The following is a 21223-nucleotide window of genomic DNA, read 5'->3' on the forward strand; positions in this document are numbered from 1 at the left end:
CCCCCTTTGATGGTCTATGTCGCCGCCGGCATTCAGGGGCTGACCGGCATTGTCGGCACCTTCTTCGTCAAGGACTACCTCGGGCTATCGGCCGAATTCCTTGCGGCACTGGGCTTCTGGGCCGGCATTCCGTGGGCGCTGAAAATGCCGCTAGGCCACCTTGTCGACCTGATGTGGCGACACAAGAACTGGCTGGTCTATCTGGGGGCGACACTGATTGCCATCAGTCTGTCCATCATGGCGCTGCTGATCGGCCAGCGCGAAGCCATGGCGGCCATCATGCATGTCAATGCCTGGTATGTGCTGGCCAGCCTGTTGGTTCCCGTCGGTTATGTGCTACAGGACGCAGTAGCCGATGCGATGACAGTCGAGGCCGTGCCGCACATCCATAGTGACGGCAGCCCTTGCCTGCCCGAAGAAATACGCCGCATGCACACGACGATGCAGACGCTGGGACGGGTAGCCATTATCGGCGGCAGCATTCTGGTCGCACTGGCCAATCTGTGGCTGTTTGACGACAGCGCCGCGCTGGCGCGCGCCGAACAGGCCGCGCTTTACCGCGATATTTACCTGATGGCGCTGGCCATTCCGCTGATTTCGGTAGCCGGCGTCCTGCTGGCAGGCCAGTTACAGCGCCAGCGGGTAAAAAAGCTGCGCCGGCACGGTCTGTCCGATCAGGCCATACGCGAACTGACGGCACACAGCAGCGGATCCACCGAGATCAACTGGAAACTGCTGGGAGGCAGTGCGGCATTTGTTGTGTTTACCCTGCTGATGGGCATGTCGGAAGCCGCCTACGGACAAGAGGCCATTTTTGCCGGCTCGCTGCTGATTATTGTACTGCTGATGGCTCGCCTGACCCGTGTACTGGCGCCAGAGGCCAGGCGCACGCTGCTGGGTACTGCGCTACTGATCTTTATGTTCCGGGCCGCCCCTGCCCCCGGTGCCGGCGTCACATGGTGGAGCATAGACACGCTGGGATTCGACGCCCACTTCTTTGCCACCTTGTCGCTGATCGGCAGCCTGCTGACGCTGGCCGGCATGTTTGCCTTGCGCCGCTTTATGGCCGAGCGCTCGATGCAATACATTATTGTCTTTCTCACCCTGGCCCAGCTTCTGCTCTCGCTGCCAACGCTGGCGATGAGTCTGGGGCTGCACCAGTGGACCGCTGCCCATAGCGGCGGCGTGATCGATGCCCGCTTTATTGCGCTTATCGACACCGCCTTGTCCTCGCCCCTGGGACAGATCGCCATGATTCCTATGCTGGCATGGATAGCCAACTCGGCACCCGCAGAGCTGAAAGCCACCTATTTTGCCGTAATGGCCTCGTTCACCAATCTGGCCCTCTCGGCCAGCGAACTGGGCACCAAATACCTGAACCGTGTCTTTACCCTGACACGCGAGGTACGCAACCCTGCCAATGGGGTGCTGGTCACACCCGCCGACTACAACGAGCTGACCGCACTACTGCTCGCCGCCATGCTGATCGGCGTACTGCTGCCGCTCTTGGCTGTTGCCGCCACACGCTGGCTGCGCCTGAAAACCGAATAAACCCCGGCGCAAGGTGCGCTATGCCAGCAGACGGCGTGCGCGCGCATGCGGAAAGGTCAGCCAGTAGTAATAGAATTCCCGCGAAATATGCAGAAAATCATCGCGCCACACCTGTGCCCCCGGCTGCAGCAGCATGCCGTCCACCGCCATGCGGTAGCTGTCCGCATGATGCAACTGGTCCCGCAGCAGAAATAGCAAAGGCTTGATCAGCGCCTCATACTGCTCCAGCAACCGGGCATCGACGCCATTTTCATACAGCTCGCCCAGATAGATTTCCAGTGCTGGCGGAAAGTCATCAAAGCCGCTTTGCACCATCTGAGCCTGCAACTCGGATAGCGAGCCGGCCAGGGGAACGCTTGGATGAAGCGTGGTAAAAAAGTCGCCGCGCGCATTTTTGCGCGCCAGCCGTGCTACATCACCCAGCCAGAAATAGTAATACTCGCGCGCCGTCGCCAGTACGGCCGGATGCTCCGCCGCCTCGCAATGCTCAAGCAACGCATCCACCGCCTGGCGATAATGATCCGGCTGCAAGGGCAAGCCTTGCAGCCGGGCATTCAATGCCGTCAGCAGTACACGCCTGCGCGAGCACACGGCAGGCTCCGCCCCCTTGCCGGCCAAAAGCTGTAGATAGGCCTGCAACGCGACCGCCAGATATGTCTTATCCACCGCTTGCCCTCACACTGATGCCCAGCGTCAGACGCATGTCCGCCCCCACCTGACGCGCATCGCGCCACGTCAGTTGTTGTTTATCCGCCAGGCTTTGCAATTCGGGCCAGGCAAACAGGCCGCGCGCCGTATCGCCGATCAGGCAAGGTGCCAGATACAGGACCAGCTCATCGACCAGCCCCGCCGCAATCAGGGCTCCGCCCAAACCGGCCCCGGCTTCGACCATCAACTCCCCCACGCCGCGCGCCGCGAGCGCCGTCATCAAGGCGGCAAGATCAACCTGTCCCCCCACACCCGGCAAGGCCAGGATTTCAATCCCATGCACCAGCCATGGCTGATGACGCGCCGTGTCGCTGACCGCCGTCACCAGCAGGGTCGGCGCCTCCGGCCCGTAAATGCGCGCGTCAGGCGATGTCTGCAGCGCGCCGTCGACCACCACCCGCAAGGGCTGGCGTGCCGTGGCGATCTCGCGCACCGTCAATTGCGGGTTATCGGCCAGCACCGTGCCGCTGCCGGTGAGAATGGCACAGGAGCGTGCACGCAGCGCCTGCACATCATGGCGTGCCTGCGTCCCGGTAATCCACTGGCTTTGCCCGTTCAACAGCGCCGTCTTACCATCCAGACTGGCTGCGGCCTTGAGCGTGACCCATGGCCGCTCGCGGCTCACGCGCGACACAAAGCCCTTGTTAAGCTCAGCAGCTTCGCTGGCCAGCAAACCGGCGGCGGTATCGATGCCGGCAGCAGCCAGCATGGCCAAGCCCCGTCCGGCCACCTCGTGATAGGGGTCGACCATGGCTGCCACCACGCGCGTGACACCGGCGTCGATCAAGGCCTGTGCACAAGGCGGGGTGCGACCGTGATGGCTGCAAGGCTCCAGCGTGACATAGGCGGTCGCACCGCGTGCACGCGCCCCCGCCTCGCGCAAGGCAAATACCTCGGCATGCGGCTCGCCGGCACGCACATGCCAGCCCTCGCCCACCACAACCCCATCGCGCACCATCACGCAGCCCACGCGCGGATTGGGCGTGGTGGTATTCAGCCCCAGCGCAGCCAGACGCAGGGCCTGTTGCATATACAGATGATCGGCAGCACTAAACGACATGACAGCTCCCGCGACCGGACTTACTCGGCCGACTTCTCGATTTCCTTGATGGCATCGGTAAACTCGGAGATATCCTGAAAGCTCTTGTAGACCGAGGCGAAACGCACATAAGCCACCTTGTCCAGCTTGGACAGCTCGTTCATCACCATCTCGCCTATCGCGCGCGAGTCGATCTCGCGCTCACCCAGTTGCAACAGACGCTGACAGATGCGGTCGATGGCTGCGTCCACCAGCGTGGTCGGCACCGGGCGCTTGTGCAGCGCGCGCAAAAAACTGGTCCTCACCTTGGCCACATCGAATTCGGCACGATGGCCACCGCTTTTCACTACCTGCGGCATACGCACATCGGCATTTTCAAAGGTGGTGAAGCGTTTTTCGCACAATAGGCAACGGCGACGGCGGCGGATGCTGGTGCCATCCTCGTTCACGCGCGAATCAATGACCTGGGTGTCGGCATGGCCGCAAAATGGACATTTCATGGTTCAACAACCCGCTTAATTGCAATAAGCGAATCTTATCAGTTATATCGGTATGCCCCAATGCGGATCAGCCCGCATTGCACACCGCATGCAAAATGCCGCCATGAAGGGCGGCAACAGGACAGACAAAAGCACGCTTGCCAGTTAGTTCGGCTTCAGGCGCGCGGTAAAGTGGCGCAGGATGGGCGGCTCATACTCGAAATCCAGCCCGCGCACAGAAGGCGCGCGCGCCAATACGTCGATCAGGCAGTCGGCGATGTAATCCATATGGTCGTTGGTGTAGACGCGGCGCGGGATGGTCAGGCGCATCAGCTCGAACGGCGACGCTTCCTGCTCGCCGCTTGCCGGATTGCGCCCCAACAGCAGCGAGCCGATCTCGACGGCACGGATACCGCCCTCCAGATACAGCTCGCACGCCAGCGCATGCGCAGGGAACTGGCCGGCCGGGATATGCGGCAGCATCTTCTTCGCGTCGACAAACACAGCATGCCCGCCGGTCGGGGTCTGGATCGGCACCCCACCGGCAGCCAGGCGCTCGCCCAGATACGCGACCTGAGCGATACGGTAATCGAGATACGCCTGCTCCATACCCTCTTTCAGACCGATGGCCATCGCCTCCATATCGCGCCCGGCCAGTCCGCCATAGGTGACAAAGCCCTCCATCGGCACGCAGCGCACCTGCACGGCACGGAACAGCTCGACATCGTCCTTGAAGCAGCACAGCCCGCCGATATTCACCAGCGCATCCTTCTTGGCCGACATGGTAAACATATCTCCGTAACCGAACATCTCGCGCACGATATCGGCAATCTCAACCTCACGGTAGGCCGGGTCGCGCTCGCGGATAAACCAGGCATTCTCGGCAAAACGCGCGGCATCGATCACCACCGGCACGCCGCGCGAGCGCGCGAGCATCGCAGCCGCACGGATATTGTCCATAGCCATCGGCTGGCCGCCGGCGCTGTTGCAGGTAATGGTGATGATCAGGCCGGCGGCGTTGTCGCCCGCCTCGTCCAGCGCCGCTTCCAGACGCGCCAGATCGAAGTTGCCCTTCCAGTCATAAGGCGTGGTGGTGTCGAACGCACGTGCATCGAGCACGTTCAGCGCCCGCGCGCCAGCCATTTCCACATGCGCCTTGGTGGTATCAAAGTGATAATTGGAGACGAATAGCGGCGCAGTGCCACGGCAGCGCTTCACCAGTTCGGGAAACAGAATCTGCTCGGCACCGCGCCCCTGATGGGTGGGTATGGTGTGGGCGTAACCAAACACCTCGGCCACCGTCGCCTGCAAATGCTTGAAGTTGCGGCTGCCGGCGTAGGCCTCGTCACCCATCATCAGGCCGGCCCACTGCCGATCCGACATCGCGCCGGTACCCGAGTCCGTCAACAGATCGATATACACATCTTCCGCATCCAGCAGGAACGGGTTCCAGCCAGCCTCGGCCAGCTTGGTACGGCGATAGTCGGGTGTGGTCTGGCGGATAGGCTCCACCATCTTGATACGGAACGGTTCGGGAATGCGTCTGGCCATGAGTTTCTCCCTGCCGCACGGCGTGTGCGGTCAGTGTGTCGTGTTTGATCAAGCGATATCCGGCCATAGGGCCGTCAAACAGAAAAAAACTCAGGCGCGCGGAAAATCATCGGCCAGCATGGGGTCTAGTGTGACCCAGCTAGGCGCATGGTGAGCGGATGGCAAAGACAGGGAGGCCGAAGCAACGGCGTTCATAACCCTTCCTTTTTGGGTGGAATCTGCATGCGCAAAAAACAGCGGGCAAGCAAATATGACCAAGCAATCATGCCGGCAAACCGGTCACCCTGTCAAAAAAGCAAAGCGCACGATTGAAAAAGAAGGGGAAGACGCTGAAAAAACAATGCTGGTCAGCAGCGGGCAAAGGCAGAAAAGCAAAAAGCCCCGAAATTCGGGGCTTAGCGCTCTGGTACTGGCGGAGAGATAGGGATTCGAACCCTAGTGCGGCATACGCCGCCCACTGATTTCGAGTTATGAAGCAAAACAAAAATAATCAACAACTTAACATGATTTTCATTCTACAAAACACCGACGTTTCCACCCGTTTGAGCCTTATTCCTCATAGGTTCTCAAGCATTTTGTAGAAGGCGTCATCCACGCTTTTTCTTCACGATTAACCGGTGAGGTGTCGGCGCTACACGATAGCCAATCCGGTCTTTCACATAGTGTTCGGTCATCGAGCGCGTCACGTGACCCAGCAACCGCTGTGCATGTCCCATGCCGCCTACCTCCTCGGTGTCTGTTGCCGCCTTCGCCCGGATATCGCGAAACTGGAAATCGGGCACGCCGGCACTCTTGCATGCTTTGCTAAATCGCCAACGCAGGCTGTGGTAGCTTAATTGCTGTCCATTCTCATTTTGCACAAGGTATAGCGTGCGAACCGCACCTGGTTGCAGCATGACCTGCTCTGTTGTCATACGCAGCAGCACGTCAAACAATGGCCCCTCGATCGAGATCCGCAGGGCGGTCTTGGTCTTGCCTTGACGGATACATAGGGCACCATCTTTGATATCTGTCCGCCTCAGCTTCAGCACATCACTCGGGCGCTGCCCGGTGTAGTAAGCCAGCTCGATGGCATCCTTGAGTGGCAGACAGGCATGATCCAAAACTGCCAGCAGTTCCTTGTCCTCAACGTAGCGCAGACGCCCCTCCTCCCGATGGCCGCGTACACCGGCGCAAGGGTTGGCCGCCTTGGTGTACCCCCATTCCCTGGCATGGTTGAACACGGTAGATAACAGGGCTTTCTCACGATTTGCCGCGACCTTAGCGGTACGACCATCCAGGTACTGGCGGACGAACTGTGGGGTGATCAGATCCAGTGGAACCTTGCCAAACACCGATACCAGCTTAGTCAGCTGGCGGTCGTACTCTTCCTGAGTCTTGAGTGCCTTTGTCGGCAGTACATCGCGCCTATAACGGATGGCCGCTACTTCAAAGGACGCATTGTCAATCTCAGCATCGGAAATATTGGTCAGCTCGGCCCATTTCACGCGTGCAACAGCCATGTCATTGCCCAGCGGGATCCACTTGCGTTTCCCATCTACCATTTGGACAAAATAAAAACTGCCGCCCTTCTGATGCATGTGGGGCGGCAGCTTGAGATTTACGGTACGTCTACGACCCATTACCCGTTGACCATTGTAAAGTTTGGAGTGATCTGCATCTGGTTGCGGCCTGTTTTCTTATTCCCGCTTAGTTTACGGTCAGCATAGCTGCGTAGCACTATTGGCCGGTTGGCCGCGTTGACCTCATGCAGCCATCTACGGTGCAACAGCCACCGCAGCTGGTCTGCTGGCCGCTTGTAGCCGGTAAGGCGCTGGATCTCATCGTTGGTCAGAAACATGCTCATTGCCATGGTGCTGGCCAGATGGCCAGCGTTCTCCTCATTCCAGCGTAGAAAGATCCAGACGCAGGCGGTTACTGCTCAAGCAACGGCCATCGTCAGTGCGGTACAGCGTGCCCGTTGTGCGGTCGGCCAGGTATTCTCTACCCCCGGCTTGCACAGTAGAAACATAGCGCATCGATGGCTTGGCGTTGACCACCAAGACTGCCACCCGCTTTTTGGGTAGTCGTCTGATTTGCTGGATGGCCCGCTCGGCAATGCAGGTGCCATCAAGGCTCATAGGTAAGTTGCTCATGGTTTGTCCTATGCGTAGCGCCAGCGGGCGATCAGTTCATCAATGTCACCGTCGTCCATCCGGGCCAGTGCCTGAGCGATGGTGTAGTCGTTCATCAGATCAAGGCGGTTGGCCGCCAGAGCGACGTAAAGGCGTTCTCCGGTAGACAGCACACCGACGCGTTCATCTATATGGTTGCGGGCATCAGCTGCGATCTTGTCTAGGTGGTCAAGTTGGTTTTGGTTCATATGGTGGTTTTCCTTTCTGAGGTTTCAAATCAGGCACTGCGTTTGGCTTCAAACACCCAGCACTTCACGGTTGCAGAGCGTTTTGGGCCGGATGTTCGCGCGTTGAACTGTGCGTTGATGGCACTGTTCACCGTGCGGTTTGCTTCGATGAATTTGTGGCGACGGCTGGTTGGCAGCAGCTTCTTCAGCTCGGTGATATCCGGCATGTCTTGCCGGCGCTCGGCCGCTACTTCTTTCATGTGATTCAGATTGATGGCGATCATGCCGTCGTCGCGGCTGTGGTTCAGCACTGCCGCGCTGTCTGGATCATCGCCATCCAGGTAGTCGTACATCTCCCAGAATGCCGCCACGATCGGATGGTCTGCTGCCAGCGTCTTCTCGCGCTCGATGGCCATGTCGAGCAGCATCTCCTTGGCGGCCAGCTTCTGCTGCTCGGTGATGCGGCATGCAAAGGACAGGCAATCCACCATCACCATGAGCTGTGCATGGTTCTTCTGGACCCGCAGATTCTTCACCCCACCCTGTCCGATCGCCTTTTCGTACTCGCGCTGGTTCTTTTCCAGCTCGGCCAGCACGCTGGATTCGTGACGGATGGCGCGCAGCATGAAGCCGGAAAGGTCGCTGCCGGTCATGCGGTTCAGCTCCAGCGCAGCCTCGCGGCCCTCCTGGCTTTGCTTTGCCTTGTCGAACCACAGGTGGACAATCCGCTCCATGATCGGCGCGCTGGCCGATACCGCCGCGTTCTGGCTGATGAACAGCGCGGCACGGAATTGCGGGGTGTAGGTGTCCAGGCCGGAAGATTTGACGCCGGTGGTGCGCAGGCTGCCGCCGTTGAACAAACTCTTGAAGCTGTCCCAGTGGAAGGTCTGCCGTGGGCGCCCGCGGCTACCGTCGCCGCCATCCTCGCTGCGGTCTGACTCGATCATCACCACCGGCAGGTTGGATACCTGTGCCATCGTGCGCATCAGGCCAACCATCGAGCCCTTCATCGGGTCATCACCTTCGAAGCCGTTGCGGCCGCACAGCTTCCACAGCGTTTCGATCAAGGTCGTCTTACCGGCACCCGGCTCGCCGACGATCTCGACAAACGGCCAGCTCTCGAAGTCGCGGCGCACCTGCTCGGCAAAGAAGCTGCCGAACCAGGCGGCCAGTGCCACCACGCCCTTAATGCCCCAGCAAGTCACCAGCTTGTCGAACCAGTCATCACAGTGCGCCTTCAGGTCCGGGTTGATGTCGAGCTTGATCGACTTGAACAGGCTCTTGATCGCCAGCTTGTCGATGTCGAAGTAGTCTTCCTCGTTGATCTCGACCGCCTGGCCACCCTTGGCCGCGACTTCGTTCCAGACGTAGGCACCGTGCTCGATGCTGTATCCCAGGTAGTCGATGGTCTTCACCGACTTCAGCTTGTAAGTCCAGCGCTTCACCAGGGCATCGAGCTGTCCCTGGTTGCCGTCGAAGAACGCACCGGTACCCATGTGCAGCAGGCGTTTCTTGAATTCGCTGGCGGCCGTCAGTTGGCCGGCGGTGAAGTTGCCCTTCACGGCGGGGTCATCATGCGGAAAGTCGACACGGAAGTAGTACCAACTCTCGTCGGTCACCTCGCTGCGCAGGTTGTACAGCGGAGTCGGCAGGCAGTTGGCGATCTCGCTTACCCCGCCGCACTTCTTCAGCGCCTCGTCGCGCCGCTCTTCATCGGTGGCATCCGGCATGGATTCCTCCAACTGCTGGATCTCCTTGTTCAGCGCCTCCATGTCGAGCTTGAACCAGTACAGGCGGCTGTCGAAGTCGAACGGGAAGCTCTGGCGGCCATCCCGGCTATAGAGCAGGACAGCTTTCTCGGTGGCACTTCGAGCAATCAGCAGGGCACCGTGGTGGCGAAAGCTCTCCATGTCTTTCTCGGAGAGTCTGCCCAGGCGGTGCATGTCATCCCAGTCCAGCTTTTTGCGGCCATGGCTTGGCACCAGCGCACAGCGGCACTCCCATCCGTCCTGCTCGGCACGGCGGATGTACTCCGGCGTGACCTTGCGCCCTGCCGGATCATCGTCCAGCCCCCATACCAGCACCGGCCGCTGGCGTCCGGCGCGCTCGCATTGCTCGGCCAGCGCCTTCAGCGCCAGATAGGGATAATTGCTGGTTGTCAGGCTCGATACGGCGGCATAGCCATGGTGCAACAGGGCGATGGCCTTGAAGATGCCCTCCACAATGAAGAGCTCTTGCACGTCATCCCAGCGCTGTGTGGGCGCCTGCCACCACGTTCCCTGGTATTTGCAACCGTAGTTGAAGTGGGCTTTCTTCTTGCCAAAGCGGTGTGGCCGGTCGATCAGCCGTTCCCAATGGCCGATTCCTGGCAACGCAAAGCGCACCGTCGCGGTGCTGATGTCAAGCTCGCGGCTGTGGTAGGTCTCCTGGCTATACCAGCCATTGATCATGGCCAGATCGAAGCCACGGTCGTGCAGAAGGTAGGCATCGGCGGCGGCATTGGGGTTTTCAGGTGCCTGTGGAAAACGGTCGCTCCAGCTCTCGAAGAGCTCGCTGTACAGGTCGCGCACATGGCCCTCGAAGCCGCATTTACTCAACCGGCCGCAGCGCACGACCCACGGATGATCGGCATGGACGTACAGCTCCTTCTTTTTGCAGTTTGGGCACTCACCCTGGCGCAGCCAGCCGCTCTGCTCCTTCTTGAAGCGGAAGTCGCGGTCTAACCGATCAAGAACTTGTTGGTGGAGTTGTGCATCCATGATTCATTTCCGTAGGCAAGACAATCCCCTCACGGCCTAAAACAGGCTGTGACGGTCGGTGTTAAGTTGTTGTGTGTGGCTAGGCCAGCGGTTTAACTGTCTAGCGCCAGCGGAATCTGCTCATCACCTTTATCCCTGAGCATGGCGATCCGGATCGCGGCCAGCTTGGCCCGGCTGGACTGCGGCAGTCGCTGGATGGGCTCGGCGATAGACGAGGGAGAAATGGTTTCGATCGACTCTTCAATGGCTTTGAAGGTGTGCCCGCATACCGGGTCGGTGCACTGGTAGTAACGCTCGATCAGCGAGATGGACAGGCGACGGCTCCATCGGGTGTTGGCAATTTCGCCGCAGCTGGTGCAGATGGAAGGCATGATTACGCGTCCTGCTTGCAGAAGATTTTGAAGGTGGTGTGGAGGATCTCGTGCACATGGCGGCACAGGTCTGTTGCCAGGCTGCCCAGCTGGCGCTTTTCGCGCTTGCTCACTTCGTCATCCGCCGTGGCGCGGCGCCACTCGGCGGCAAACTCGCCCGCCTTCTCCAGCATCTGGATGAACTGCTCCTGGATATCCTCGGCACCGACAGCCTCGGCGGTTGGAAGCCTGATAAACAGGCCGCCGCTTTCTTGTGCCACCGCCTCGGCAAAGTAAGTTGTACCGCTGGCCGACTGCATGGCCATGGCACATGAAACGGTGATTTCCTGCCCCTTGCGGGCATACACGCGGTTCTCAAGTGCCGTCAGGCTCATCCCTTGCGTTGCCGCCATGCCGGCCCAGCCGCCGTTTGTTGCGCGGCACATCATTTGTAAGCTGCCTCGGATCTTGTCCACAACCTGTCTCCTGTCCCTTGTGGTGTTGCTATTCGCAAAGTCGATCTATGGTTACTTGATGCCGAGCTGGCGTTTCCACTCGGCAAGGCCAATGAGATAAATCATGCGAACGAAACTGCCTCTTGTCCTGCCATCCTGCCGGGACAGCTCGATCAATGCGTCGCGCTCTTCAGGCATGAATCGTACGGTGACCGGTAGGTCGATGTTCACCCCAGCAGGGGCGCGGCGTTTAGGTATGCTCATGTTTGTGTCATCATTGTGGAATTGCGATATTCACAAGCCGGATATTACTCCAAAACGACTAAAAGGCAATAGATGAATAGTCGAAATCAAGAAATAGGTAAGCGATTACGTCAGGAGCGTAACCGCTTGGGACTTACCCAGACCGAGATGGCAAAGCGTGGAGGTGTTGGTTTCAGCACCCTTTGCTCATATGAAAATGGGGATAGTTCTCCCAAGGCAGAAGCTTTACAGCAATGGTCTGAATATGGCGTTGATGTGCTCTACGTCATCACTGGTAGCCAGGGAACAGGCGGCATCATGTCGCCGGATGAGATGATGATTCTTGGTGCCTGGCGCGATAGCCCGGATGAGTTGCGCGCAGCGATCTTGGGGTTCTACCGAGCCTATGGATCTGCAATCCGGCAGGAGGATGTGTAATGGTGGCCTTCTTCGGGCTGCTGCTGTTCGCAGGTACCTTTTACTTTGCTTGGGTTGCTATGGCAGCCGATCTAAAGCAGCGTGGCAAAAGCTTTCTAATACGCCACTTGGTCGGCTTTGTCTTCGCCAACATTGTGGCTGGCATGGTCATAGCACTACTCAGTGCTGACAGCCCATCCTGGTGGCAGTGGCTGCTGTCGTTGGCCATTGTTGGAGGGATGTTCGTTCAGGCAAAAGGTGGCGCACCTGCTACTTTTTCAGGTCATAACACATCCATCATCAGCAAATCTTCACTTAACAAACTAACCAGCAGCCAACGCAGTGATGTGCATAATCGGGCCAAGAAAACCTCGATCCATACTGGCATGTTGGACGAGCTACGCCAGTTGTGCAGGGAGTTGGTCGCGGACGGAACGCTGGATGATGAGGAGATCCACTCGCTTCATCGCTGGCTGATAAGCCACCAACAAGTGAAGCAGGATGAACTTGCACGGCTGCTATCCAGTCACCTCGATGAGGTACTGGAGGATGGAGAGATATCTGTACGGGAGTCGCTGGACGTGCTTGATCTGGTCGAGGCACTGGCGCAAGGAAAGTCGTTTGCTGATATGCATGGCTGGCAGGCACTGGCACCGCTGATCGAGAACGAACCACCAAAGGTCAAGCGCCGTCAGAAGAAGCAGAGTCAAAGCCGTATTACCGGTAACAGGCTGGACGCCATCAGGTTCAGCTACCTTAACGCAGATGGTAAGTTCTCCGATCGAAGTGTGGTGGTGCGCGTGCTGGATGATGAATATTTTCAGGGCGTCTGTCAGAGTCGCCGAGCATTGCGTACCTTCCGCCTTGATCGCGTGATAGGGCAGGTAACTTCTGAGGATACCGGCGAGGTTGATGACGCATTCAGTTGGGCTGAATCAGTAAAGGAATTCAACAAGAGTGCCATCTAAAAAATAAGCGCCTCCACGTGAGGCGCTTTGTCTTTGGCTGCGACCAACATTATCCGCATGGTTATCCACAGAAACAGTTAGTGAATAGTCAGGCCGTCAGATCCTCCAGCCGCATCTCCAGCTCAAGCGCCGTAGTAAAGCCGCTGTCAGCGATACAGTGCGTGGCCTTGCTGATCAGCCAGCCACAGCTGTCGATCGCCGGTTTGAAGCCACTCACCCTGGCCGGTAACTCGGGGAATATCTCCGGCCGGCCGTGGTCAAGCGTGATACTGAACTCGGCCACGCCGCGCTGCAGCTTCTCCCAGGCTGCTTTGGCCGCCTGCAGGGCGGTAGCCTCGGTGGCGTAGATGTGGCGCAGCAACTTGAAGTTTTGCGCACTGGGCTCGGTGGCTTTCACCTGGGTGGCGGTCAGGTGGCTGCGCTTGGTTGGCTTGCCGCGTTTGGTCACGCCCTTGCGCCGTTCGAACTGGGTGTTGGCGTCAACGATCACTTCGCCCTTCTCCGCCTTGTCCAGGTTGTGCCAGTAGGCCTTCACCGCCGTGTAGGCATTGCGGTCAGCCACGGAAAAGCGGTGGCGGTCGCCACTGGCCCGGTTGATCTTCACCAGCGGGAAGGGTTTGCCGGTCGCGCTCTCTGCGTCGCCTGCCTTGATGAACAGCAGCCGGCCGCTCTTCACCGTAGCGATCGCGTCATGCTGCTGCGCCAGGCGGGTGAGCAGGTTAGCGTCGCTCTCGTTTGTCTGGTCGATATGATCAACCGGGCGCTTGGCCAGCCAGCCGGAGATGCACGGTATCAGCCCGTTGGCCTTGGCGATGGCGTCCACGATCTTGCCCAGCGTGGTCTTATGCCAGCTGCGCTCGCGCTTGGTGGCGATGCCGGCACGCAGGTCTGTGGCCCGGGCGCGGATGGTGAGCGTATCCGGCGCGCCGGCGTACTCCACCTCGTCTACCGTGAAGCTGCCCTTGTCCACCAGTGCCCTGCCCTGCCAGCCAATGGCCGCCTCCAGCACCACGCCGCGCGGCGGCAGCTCCAGCTTGCCGTCGGCATCATCCAGTACGATCTCCAGCTCGTCGGACTCAAAGCCACGGTTATCGGTGATGGTGAGCGACATCAGCCGGCCCGCAAAAGTGGCGGTGATGTTCTTGCCCTTAAGTAGCAGCCGGTAGGCGGGCTGCTGCAGCTGGCCGGCGCCAGCGAAATCCGCCACGGTGTCAGCCAGGTCGCCGACTGCCTGTGCGCCTTGCTGGTAGAGATCCTCGCCTTTGGCGAGCAGATCCTGGATGCTCATAGAACCAGCTCCAGCATGCCACGCGTCACGGAACCCAGCGTATCGAGCAGGGTGTCATCGGTGCGCTTCAGGCTAATGGTGAACTCGATACGACGGGCTTTCCCGTCGCTGAATAAGTCACTTCTGGTCGTGTCGATGCTCTCGATAGCGTAGAAGCCGTAGATCATGCCGGTGCCCTCGATCAGCGGCCACGATTTGCCCTGGTCGGCCATCAGCTTCAGCAACGCCAGCGCGGTATCGCCGCCGGTTAGCTCGGGCATCAGCACGCCGGATAGCGTGATGCATTCATCGTCCGGCCCGAGAAACTGGTGGGATGGCCGCTTGCCGATGCGGCTGTTGCTGGGCAGGCGCCAGGCGAAGCGTTGCTGCAACTGCTGGTACGGCACGGTCTCCAGCATGAACACGAACAGGCCGAGGGCCATCATGGGTAAGCCGAGCATGGTCAATCCTTGTCAGTGAGGCGGCTGCGGCTGCGTGCAGCCTGCTGGCGCTGGATGCGTTCAACTTCCCTGGCAACCAGCATGGCCAGCTGCTGCTCGCTCATGCCTGGTGCCGGGTTGACTGTAATCTGGATAGGTTGGGCAGCGCTGGCTGCAACCGGCGCACGCATTGCGCTGATGGGTGGTCGCGTATCCATGGTGACCGCGCCAGCCAGTCCGCTGGCCGCACCAATGGCGATGCCGGCGCCGGCCGACGTCAGCTTCTTGGCCACGTTCATCACCGCGCCGAGCGGGCCGCCCTGACCCCCAGTGATACCTTGCTGCAGCCCTTCCATGGTGAATCCGCCCAGCTCGGCAAAGACGCGGCTCGGGCTGTGGATACCCAGCTTCTGTTTGAACCAGCCAATGGTGGATTCGCCGGCTCCGGTAATCGCTGCCTTGACCGCACCTAGCCCCGTGGTAATGCCATTTACCAGCCCCTGCATAATCTGGCTGCCCAGAGTCATGAAACGGCCTGGCAAGGCGAGAAACCAGTTGAATGCACCGCTCGCATTGGTCTTGATCCATTCCCATCCACTGGCGAAGGCCTGTTTGATTGCACCCCACAACGCAGCGAACTTCGGGCCGAGGGTGTCCCAGTTGCGCCAGATCAGATAGGCACCGATGGCGATGGCGGTGATAACGAGCCCGATCGGATTGAGCAGGAACAGGCGACCGACAAAGGCAATGACACGGCCAACCATACCAAGGGATGCACCCAGCTTGCCCATGATGCCGATGCCACTGGTGAGTTGGATACCGAACATGGTCATGGCGAATCGGGCGGCCAAGAAAGGCCCGATGATGCCGGCAACTGCCAGCATGACACCGCCCGCTGCCACCATTACTGCTGCCAATACTGCCGCGATTTTGACCAGCGTCGCAGTCAACTCCGGATTGGCCTTGGTCCATTCTGCGACAGACTTCAGTACGTTACCTGTGGTCTCCATCACCTCCATCAGCGGCTGGCGCAGCGTGCTTCCCAGCTCGCTGGACTGGTTGAACAGCTTGTTCTGGGTCATCTGCCATTGCGCGGATAGCGTGTCGTTCTTGGCATCGCCCTCGCGCCCCATGCTGCCCTTTGCTTTGGCCTCGTTCACCAGAGCCAGCTGCTTACGGTACTCGGCAAGGTTGTCGGCCAGCTTGGCAGCGTCATCGCCATATTCCTTGCCGAACAGATCTACCATCACCCCCATGCGCGTGGCTTCCGGCAGCTTCTTCACCGCCTCCATCACATTGAGGATGGTGCCGGTGCTGTCCTTGGCCATGTCGGCCTGCACCTGCTTGGCGTTAAGCCCCAGCTCTTTCAAACCGGCCTGAAAGCGCTTGGGCTGTTTCTCTGCGATGGCCAGTTCTCGCACCATGGCCTTGGTGGCCGTAGCGGCGACTTCAGCCGAGGCACCCAGCGACAGAAATGTACTCCCCAGGGCGGCCGCTTCCTTGAAGTTCATGTTGCCGGTGCTACCGGCAATACGCTGCATCACGTTGATGATGTCGGCGCCCTTGGACTGGGCGTTGTCGTCCAGGTAGTTAATGACGTCGCCCAGCTGCTCGATGTTCTTGATCGGGATCTTGTAGGTGTTGGCGATCTTGCCCAGGTCTTCGCTGATCTGGTCGGCCGGCAGGTCAAACGCCGTGCTGGCCAGCGCGGCGGTCTTGGCGAAGGCGAGCAGATCCGCCTTACCCTTGATACCCATCCGGGCGCCCCCTTCCACCAGCGCCGCGATCTCGGTGGTGGCCATCGGGATCTTTTCGGCCATCGCCTTGATGGCGTCGCCCATCTGGTAATAAGTGGCGGTGAGCTTGCCGTTGGCGTCGCGTGCGCCTTCTACCTGCCGTGCCACGCCCAGCATGGCGTCTTCGTAGCTCGAGTAGTCGCGGACCATCTTCACGATCGGCAGACCTGCGGCGGTACCCGCTGCCATGGTGGTCGCGCCTGCTCCGGCGATGCGGTCGCGGTTTTCTAGCGACTGCTCGTAGCGGCTTCGCGCTGTGCGCTGCCGATTTTGCATGGCAGATAGCTTGGCAAGTTTGTCCTGCTGACGTTCCATGGCGGCGTTGGCTTGGTCTATCTTGGCAGCCAGTTCTCGCTCGTGGGCACCCAGCTTGGCCGCACTGATACCGTTGGCGTCCAGCGCAGCCTTGGCGGCCTTGGCGGCGTCGATCTTCTTGCGGTTGGCCAGGGTGAGCTTTTCCACCGCGATCTCTGCGCTCTTGAGCTTGCGTGTCATGGCCTCGGTCGGTGGACCAACCGCTGCCATCTGCGCATTCATTTCCTTAAGCTTCTGACGTGCGGCCGCCAGCGTTTCTCCGGCTGCCTTGGCATCCTTTGTTAAGGTGCGAAAGGCGCTGATGCTACCCTGCGCCTGATTCAGATCCTTGAGCTTGTCCTTGGTGTCCTTGAGCTGCTTTGAGAGGCCGGACGAGCTGCCCATCACCGCCTTGATCGGACGGGTGGCCTTGTCGATCGCGGACAGGACCACTTCCAGCTTCAGGTTTCGAATGTTGCTCACTCGTCGGCTCCGCTTCGTTGCCTGGCGCGCTCGCGCCATTCCATTAGTTCAGTCAGGGAAAAGGCGTCCATCGCCGCCGGCGGCCAGTGGAACACCGTGGCGATGTCAGCCATCGGGTCTTCTACTCGGGCTGGAAGTCCGCCGGCTTCATGCGACTCGGCAACAAAAAACCGGATACCTCGGTACCCATCTGCAGCATGTCGGCCGGGTCCATCTTGGACACCTCGCTCTCGGTCAGCCCCGGCAACGTGATGCGCGGCAGTACCTTGGTCAGCGCGACCACATCCATCTGCAGTAGGTCGGTGAGATTGCAGCCGCGCAGCTCGCCGGAAGCCGGCTTGCGCACTTCCACGGCGGTGATGGTGTCGTCACCGCGCTTGATCGGGGTGTCGAGGGTGATGGTCTTGGTGGTTTGCATGAGGGAATCCTTAATCGTTCAGAGCGCTGCCGGCACGCGGCCGGCAGCAATGTGGTTACAAGCCGATGTTCTTGCGGTGGGCGGCGAGGCGGTCAACGCCCATGACGATGAAGATCTTGTGAACCACGTCGATCTCCAGCCAGACCTCGCCGTTGACGGTCTGCTTGTAGTAGGTCAGATCGGACTTGACCTTCCAGTTACCGTTCTCGCCGGCCTTGGCGTCGCCCTGGTCGAACTCGTTGTGGCGGCCGCGTACGGTAATCTCGACCGCTTGATCTGTGCCGCTACCTTCTTCGCTGTAGCTACCCATGAAGCGAAGCAAGCTGGCATCGTGCTTTTCAGCACCGAAGCCGGCGACGATTTCCTTGATCGGCCCGTTGTAGGTGTGCTCGATCTCGAGGGCTTCGATTGCCTTGAGCAACTTGACCGGGCCCAGCATGCCGGCCCCGGTGTACTCCTCGGTCTTCATGGCGATCTTGGGCAGCTTGAGCTCGAGCGCCTGATCAACAAAGCTGACGCCGTCCACGAATACGTTGAACATGCGCAGGGTGCGTGGGAGTGCCATCTGGCTTCCTTTCGGTATCCCCCGCCCGAAGACGGGGGCGGGTTATCAGGCGCCGACCTTGGCGGCGAATTCCACCAGGTAACGATCAGTGATGCGCTGGCGCAGCATCAGGTTTTCGAGCGGCGGTACCGGGGTGTAGTCGTAATCGAGATACAACTTTCCGTCCTTGAGCGTGTCCGTGGTATTGATCGTCGCGTCGTACCAGCAATTGAAGCCAAGCAAATAGCCGTTGCCGACCAGCTCACGGCCCTTGGCATTGATGCCTTCGACGATGTCGCGTACCAGGGTGGGGTGCATCGGCTTGTCTACTGCCCAGAAATGCGCGTCGGCCATGGTGTCCGCCAGCACCTGGGAGGTGCGGGTGTAGTTTTCAAAGGCAAACAGCGCATCCGCCGAGCAGGTGCGGCTGCCCCAGAAGCGGAAACCGTCGCGGCGGATCAGCGTGGTGATATCGGCAGCATTGAGAAACCCTGCATCGGTAGCAGGGTCTTGCAGATCCCAGTACACGTCGCGGCTGATGCCCTGCACACCCTCCACCGGCGCGTTCGACAGCGTCTTGTGCCAGCCAACCGTCTCGTCCAGGTAAGCACGCAGACCCAGCGCCCGGGCTACAGCACTGGCAGTGACCTCAGCGTTGGCGGTGGTATCCCAGTTCACGAAATCAGGCCAGATAACCATGACTTCGCGCTGGCCAAAGTTCTCGCGGTAGGTGACCGCCTCTTCCTTGGTCTTGCAGTTCCAGGATGATACATAGGCGAAGGCGCGCAGCTTCTTGGCGATGCTGGCCAGCTCGGTGGCGACCGGCAGGCTGTCGAGGCCCGGCACGCCAAGGATGCGCGGCTTGATGCCAAAGCGGGTCTGCGCCGACAGCAGCGCTTTCATGCCGGTCATCTTCCCTTCGGCGGTGGTGGTGCCGATCAAGTTACTGGTGGTCTCGGCTTCGTCCGCGCCTTCCTTGGCGCGTACTACGATGACCATAGGCTTGGCTTGGTCGGCGATGGCATCAAGCGCGGCGGCCAGCGTGCCGGTGGTGCCAGCCTTGCCGATGGCCGCGTTGACGTCGGTGATCAGGACGGGGGTGTCCAGCGGGAAGTAGCTGGCGTCGGCGTCCTCCGCTACCGCCACCAGGCCGATGACGGCCGTGGAGACGGTGCGGATGGTGCGGGTGCCCTCGTTGATTTCAAAGACACGGACGCCGTGGTGGTAATCGGTAGGCATGCTTTTCTCCTTCGTTAGGATGCATGCCGAGTGTGCCGCGCGCAGGCGTAAGGGTCTGCGCTGGCTTGCTGTGCCGGTAGCTGGCACAACATTTACCGACTACGTTGATAAAAACATCAAGAGGTACACATGAATAAGCCATCCGCCACTCAACTCTACTCGATCGTTGAGTCGGTTGATGATTGCGATATGCACTTTGTTTTTCGTCGAGTTAAGAGGAAGACCAACGATGTTGTGACGTGCGGGGTTGATCAAGCAGCGGTCGCCAGCGCACTGCTCAACATGATGCAGTCGGCCGCTCAGGCCGGTGTTGCATCGGAGGATGCATTGGCAAAACTCACGCCACGAGAAAAGGAGTTGAGCCGGTTTCTGCAGCTCGGAGCAAGCAACAAACAACTGGCGTTGCAGCTCGGTTGCAGCGTGCGCACGGTGCGCGCTCATATCGAGAATATGCAACGCAAGACCGGAACGGCAAATCGGCTGGCACTTGTCGCCGCGATCACCGGCATTGGCTTTTCCGCCAATATGAAATTCTGATTTATTCAATCAAAATGCCATTACGTTGCATTTAATGAAAAACAAATAGAATGTCCCATAGCAGAACCGAAACCAGATCTATCAATCCACTTATTGGTACTTCACCGGCAGACACCATCGATAATGTCTGCCTATGTCTTGAAAAGCTCGGTGTGTCGCTTTCTTCTAGCGCAGATGACAACTCCATCTACTTCTTTTGCCGCAGTGTTTCTGCTGCCCTGAAATACGAAGCTGGCATGCTTCGTATCCCAGATACCGAACGTCTTAAAACAACCCAGCAAACGCATCCGGAGACCAGTTCGTGATCACCAGCTCGCGGCTGGTTTGTGCCTCGCCGTGGTTGTTGGACACGGCGTATTTGATGCCCAGGCTTTCCATGTTGAAGCCGTCAAAACAGGCGCGGATATCCGGGTGATCGTTGATAGACACCATCACCCTACCCTTGCAGCTACGCATAAACGCCGCCAACTCCTGGTACTGCTCGAAGCCGAAGTCGACGCCATAACCGGCGGTCTGCCAGTACGGCGGGTCGCAGTAGAAGAAGGTGTGGCTACGGTCGTAGCGGCGCATGACTTCCTGCCACGGCAGGTTCTCGACGTAGGTGCCAGACAGGCGCAAGTGGGCAGCGCTGAGGTTCTCCTCTATACGGCACAGATTGATTGCCGGGCCGGTGGTGGCAGTACCGAAGGTCTGTCCGTCCACCTTACCGCCGAAGGCATGCTGCTGCAGGTAGTAGAAACGCGCTGCGCGCTGGATATCAGTGAGGGTGGCGGGATCCGTAAGCTGCTGCCACTTGAAGATCTGGCGGCTGCTGATGGCCCACTTGAACTGGCGGACGAACTCCTCCAGGTGGTGCTGCACCACCCGGTAGAGATTGACCAGGTCGCCGTTGATGTCGTTTAGCACCTCGGTCTGTGCCGGCATCGGCCGCAGGAAATACAACGCGGCACCGCCAGCGAATACCTCGACGTAGCACTCGTGAGGCGGGAAAAGCGGGATCAGCTTGTCAGCCAGGCGGCGCTTGCCGCCCAGCCACGGAATGATGGGACTGCTGCTCATGGTTTGCTCTTGGTGGCGACGCTCGGTGGCGTTCTGGTTCGGCACGCGTGGCGCTCAGTGAATTCAGCGTGTGGCAGCGAGGGCACTTGATCTTGATCGTGATGATCTGGCCCTCGGCCAGCTTGCGGTTGCATTGACCGCAGCGGATGTCTTGCATGGTGTGAGCCTTTTCTCTGGCTTTCGGCTCACTGGTCTAGTCAGTGGGTTGGGAGAGGCTGACCGGGTGGTGGAACACCTGGTCGGCCACTATTTCATGGCTAGGCCACTTGCGGCGTCTCCTAGCAA

26 protein-coding genes and 1 tRNA gene are annotated in these 21223 nt (G+C 59.6%); 5 read left to right on the forward strand and 22 right to left on the reverse strand.

The features are described from left to right. Positions 1 to 237 precede the first annotated feature (237 nt). A complete protein-coding gene (locus tag GQF02_RS16230) occupies positions 238 to 1551 on the forward strand; it encodes an MFS transporter (protein ID WP_407924830.1) in 1314 nt (437 codons plus the stop codon). An 18-nt stretch (positions 1552 to 1569) separates the two neighbouring features. Here GQF02_RS16230 and GQF02_RS13485 read toward each other — a convergent pair whose 3' ends face one another. The 4 genes from GQF02_RS13485 to GQF02_RS13500 all read right to left on the reverse strand — a co-directional run bounded on the left by GQF02_RS13485 (position 1570) and on the right by GQF02_RS13500 (position 5328). After that, on the reverse strand, positions 1570 to 2217 hold the full coding sequence (locus GQF02_RS13485; protein ID WP_160797834.1) for a hypothetical protein: 648 nt from the start codon (positions 2215 to 2217) through the stop codon (positions 1570 to 1572). Beyond that, positions 2210 to 3319 carry a bifunctional diaminohydroxyphosphoribosylaminopyrimidine deaminase/5-amino-6-(5-phosphoribosylamino)uracil reductase RibD gene (gene ribD / locus GQF02_RS13490; RefSeq protein WP_160797836.1) on the reverse strand — a complete coding sequence of 370 codons (1110 nt, stop codon included), beginning with the start codon at positions 3317 to 3319 and terminating at the stop codon, positions 2210 to 2212. Before ribD ends, GQF02_RS13485 begins: the two co-directional genes overlap by 8 nt. Positions 3320 to 3339: 20 nt before the next feature. After that, the gene (nrdR, locus tag GQF02_RS13495) at positions 3340 to 3798 is read right to left on the reverse strand and encodes a transcriptional regulator NrdR (protein WP_124735620.1); all 459 of its coding nucleotides are present in this window, start codon (positions 3796 to 3798) and stop codon (positions 3340 to 3342) included. Between the two features lie 144 nt (positions 3799 to 3942). Then, positions 3943 to 5328: a tryptophanase gene (locus GQF02_RS13500; protein ID WP_160797838.1), complete on the reverse strand. Its 1386-nt coding sequence runs from the start codon at positions 5326 to 5328 to the stop codon at positions 3943 to 3945. A 250-nt stretch (positions 5329 to 5578) separates the two neighbouring features. Between GQF02_RS13500 and GQF02_RS13505 the strand changes: the two genes are divergently transcribed. Further along, positions 5579 to 5752: a hypothetical protein gene (locus GQF02_RS13505; RefSeq protein ID WP_160797840.1), complete on the forward strand. Its 174-nt coding sequence runs from the start codon at positions 5579 to 5581 to the stop codon at positions 5750 to 5752. Here GQF02_RS13505 and GQF02_RS13510 read toward each other — a convergent pair. The 9 genes from GQF02_RS13510 to GQF02_RS13550 form a co-directional block, all read right to left on the reverse strand. Continuing rightward, positions 5739 to 5884, reverse strand: a tRNA-OTHER gene (locus tag GQF02_RS13510). The two genes, GQF02_RS13505 and GQF02_RS13510, sit on opposite strands and share 14 nt — an antisense overlap. A gap of 31 nt (positions 5885 to 5915) precedes the next feature. Next, on the reverse strand, positions 5916 to 6908 hold the full coding sequence (locus GQF02_RS13515; protein ID WP_160797842.1) for a tyrosine-type recombinase/integrase: 993 nt from the start codon (positions 6906 to 6908) through the stop codon (positions 5916 to 5918). Between the two features lie 41 nt (positions 6909 to 6949). Further along, positions 6950 to 7168, reverse strand: coding sequence for a DUF4224 domain-containing protein (locus GQF02_RS13520; RefSeq protein ID WP_160797844.1), 219 nt, complete (start codon positions 7166 to 7168; stop codon positions 6950 to 6952). A gap of 40 nt (positions 7169 to 7208) precedes the next feature. Beyond that, positions 7209 to 7463 carry a hypothetical protein gene (locus GQF02_RS13525; protein WP_160797846.1) on the reverse strand — a complete coding sequence of 85 codons (255 nt, stop codon included), beginning with the start codon at positions 7461 to 7463 and terminating at the stop codon, positions 7209 to 7211. 8 nt (positions 7464 to 7471) lie between these two features. Further along, the gene (locus GQF02_RS13530; protein ID WP_160797848.1) at positions 7472 to 7690 is read right to left on the reverse strand and encodes a hypothetical protein; all 219 of its coding nucleotides are present in this window, start codon (positions 7688 to 7690) and stop codon (positions 7472 to 7474) included. Between the two features lie 29 nt (positions 7691 to 7719). Next, a complete protein-coding gene (locus tag GQF02_RS13535) occupies positions 7720 to 10428 on the reverse strand; it encodes a toprim domain-containing protein (protein ID WP_160797850.1) in 2709 nt (902 codons plus the stop codon). 92 nt (positions 10429 to 10520) lie between these two features. Then, complete coding sequence (locus tag GQF02_RS13540) at positions 10521 to 10799, reverse strand: ogr/Delta-like zinc finger family protein (protein ID WP_160797852.1); 279 nt, start codon at positions 10797 to 10799, stop codon at positions 10521 to 10523. A gap of 2 nt (positions 10800 to 10801) precedes the next feature. Next, positions 10802 to 11254: a YmfL family putative regulatory protein gene (locus tag GQF02_RS13545; RefSeq protein ID WP_160797854.1), complete on the reverse strand. Its 453-nt coding sequence runs from the start codon at positions 11252 to 11254 to the stop codon at positions 10802 to 10804. 51 nt (positions 11255 to 11305) lie between these two features. After that, complete coding sequence (locus GQF02_RS13550; protein WP_160797856.1) at positions 11306 to 11497, reverse strand: hypothetical protein; 192 nt, start codon at positions 11495 to 11497, stop codon at positions 11306 to 11308. 72 nt (positions 11498 to 11569) lie between these two features. Between GQF02_RS13550 and GQF02_RS13555 the strand changes: the two genes are divergently transcribed. Beyond that, complete coding sequence (locus GQF02_RS13555) at positions 11570 to 11914, forward strand: helix-turn-helix domain-containing protein (protein ID WP_160797858.1); 345 nt, start codon at positions 11570 to 11572, stop codon at positions 11912 to 11914. Beyond that, positions 11914 to 12861 carry a hypothetical protein gene (locus GQF02_RS13560; RefSeq protein ID WP_160797860.1) on the forward strand — a complete coding sequence of 316 codons (948 nt, stop codon included), beginning with the start codon at positions 11914 to 11916 and terminating at the stop codon, positions 12859 to 12861. The genes GQF02_RS13555 and GQF02_RS13560 overlap by 1 nt, the downstream gene beginning before the upstream one ends. A gap of 88 nt (positions 12862 to 12949) precedes the next feature. On the opposite strand, the gene GQF02_RS13565 is transcribed toward GQF02_RS13560, so the two are convergent. Genes GQF02_RS13565 through GQF02_RS13595 form a run of 7 tightly spaced genes read right to left on the reverse strand, consistent with a single transcriptional unit; the run spans position 12950 to position 19342 of the window. After that, positions 12950 to 14149, reverse strand: a complete 1200-nt coding sequence (locus tag GQF02_RS13565) for a phage late control D family protein (protein ID WP_160797862.1) — start codon at positions 14147 to 14149, stop codon at positions 12950 to 12952. Next, positions 14146 to 14589, reverse strand: coding sequence for a phage tail protein (locus tag GQF02_RS13570; protein ID WP_220789484.1), 444 nt, complete (start codon positions 14587 to 14589; stop codon positions 14146 to 14148). Before GQF02_RS13570 ends, GQF02_RS13565 begins: the two co-directional genes overlap by 4 nt. A gap of 2 nt (positions 14590 to 14591) precedes the next feature. Then, positions 14592 to 17141: a phage tail tape measure protein gene (locus GQF02_RS13575; RefSeq protein WP_160797864.1), complete on the reverse strand. Its 2550-nt coding sequence runs from the start codon at positions 17139 to 17141 to the stop codon at positions 14592 to 14594. Then, entirely contained in the window at positions 17138 to 17254 is a 117-nt protein-coding gene (locus GQF02_RS13580; RefSeq protein WP_160797866.1) for a GpE family phage tail protein, read from the reverse strand. Before GQF02_RS13580 ends, GQF02_RS13575 begins: the two co-directional genes overlap by 4 nt. A gap of 8 nt (positions 17255 to 17262) precedes the next feature. Continuing rightward, positions 17263 to 17559, reverse strand: a complete 297-nt coding sequence (locus GQF02_RS13585; protein WP_160797868.1) for a phage tail assembly protein — start codon at positions 17557 to 17559, stop codon at positions 17263 to 17265. 55 nt (positions 17560 to 17614) lie between these two features. After that, on the reverse strand, positions 17615 to 18124 hold the full coding sequence (locus tag GQF02_RS13590) for a phage major tail tube protein (protein ID WP_160797870.1): 510 nt from the start codon (positions 18122 to 18124) through the stop codon (positions 17615 to 17617). Positions 18125 to 18169: 45 nt separating this feature from the next. Continuing rightward, positions 18170 to 19342 carry a phage tail sheath protein gene (locus GQF02_RS13595; protein ID WP_160797872.1) on the reverse strand — a complete coding sequence of 391 codons (1173 nt, stop codon included), beginning with the start codon at positions 19340 to 19342 and terminating at the stop codon, positions 18170 to 18172. A gap of 129 nt (positions 19343 to 19471) precedes the next feature. Between GQF02_RS13595 and GQF02_RS13600 the strand changes: the two genes are divergently transcribed. Next, positions 19472 to 19879 carry a helix-turn-helix transcriptional regulator gene (locus tag GQF02_RS13600; protein WP_160797874.1) on the forward strand — a complete coding sequence of 136 codons (408 nt, stop codon included), beginning with the start codon at positions 19472 to 19474 and terminating at the stop codon, positions 19877 to 19879. 264 nt (positions 19880 to 20143) lie between these two features. Here the strand turns inward: GQF02_RS13600 and GQF02_RS13605 are convergent, their stop codons facing one another. Both GQF02_RS13605 and GQF02_RS13610 read right to left on the reverse strand, forming a co-directional pair. Then, complete coding sequence (locus GQF02_RS13605; protein ID WP_160797876.1) at positions 20144 to 20938, reverse strand: DNA adenine methylase; 795 nt, start codon at positions 20936 to 20938, stop codon at positions 20144 to 20146. Continuing rightward, entirely contained in the window at positions 20886 to 21095 is a 210-nt protein-coding gene (locus GQF02_RS13610; protein WP_160797878.1) for a Com family DNA-binding transcriptional regulator, read from the reverse strand. The genes GQF02_RS13605 and GQF02_RS13610 overlap by 53 nt, the downstream gene beginning before the upstream one ends. Positions 21096 to 21223 lie beyond the last annotated feature (128 nt).

The sequence above is a fragment of the Craterilacuibacter sinensis genome, assembly GCF_009831765.1.
GTDB lineage: Bacteria > Pseudomonadota > Gammaproteobacteria > Burkholderiales > Chromobacteriaceae > Craterilacuibacter > Craterilacuibacter sinensis.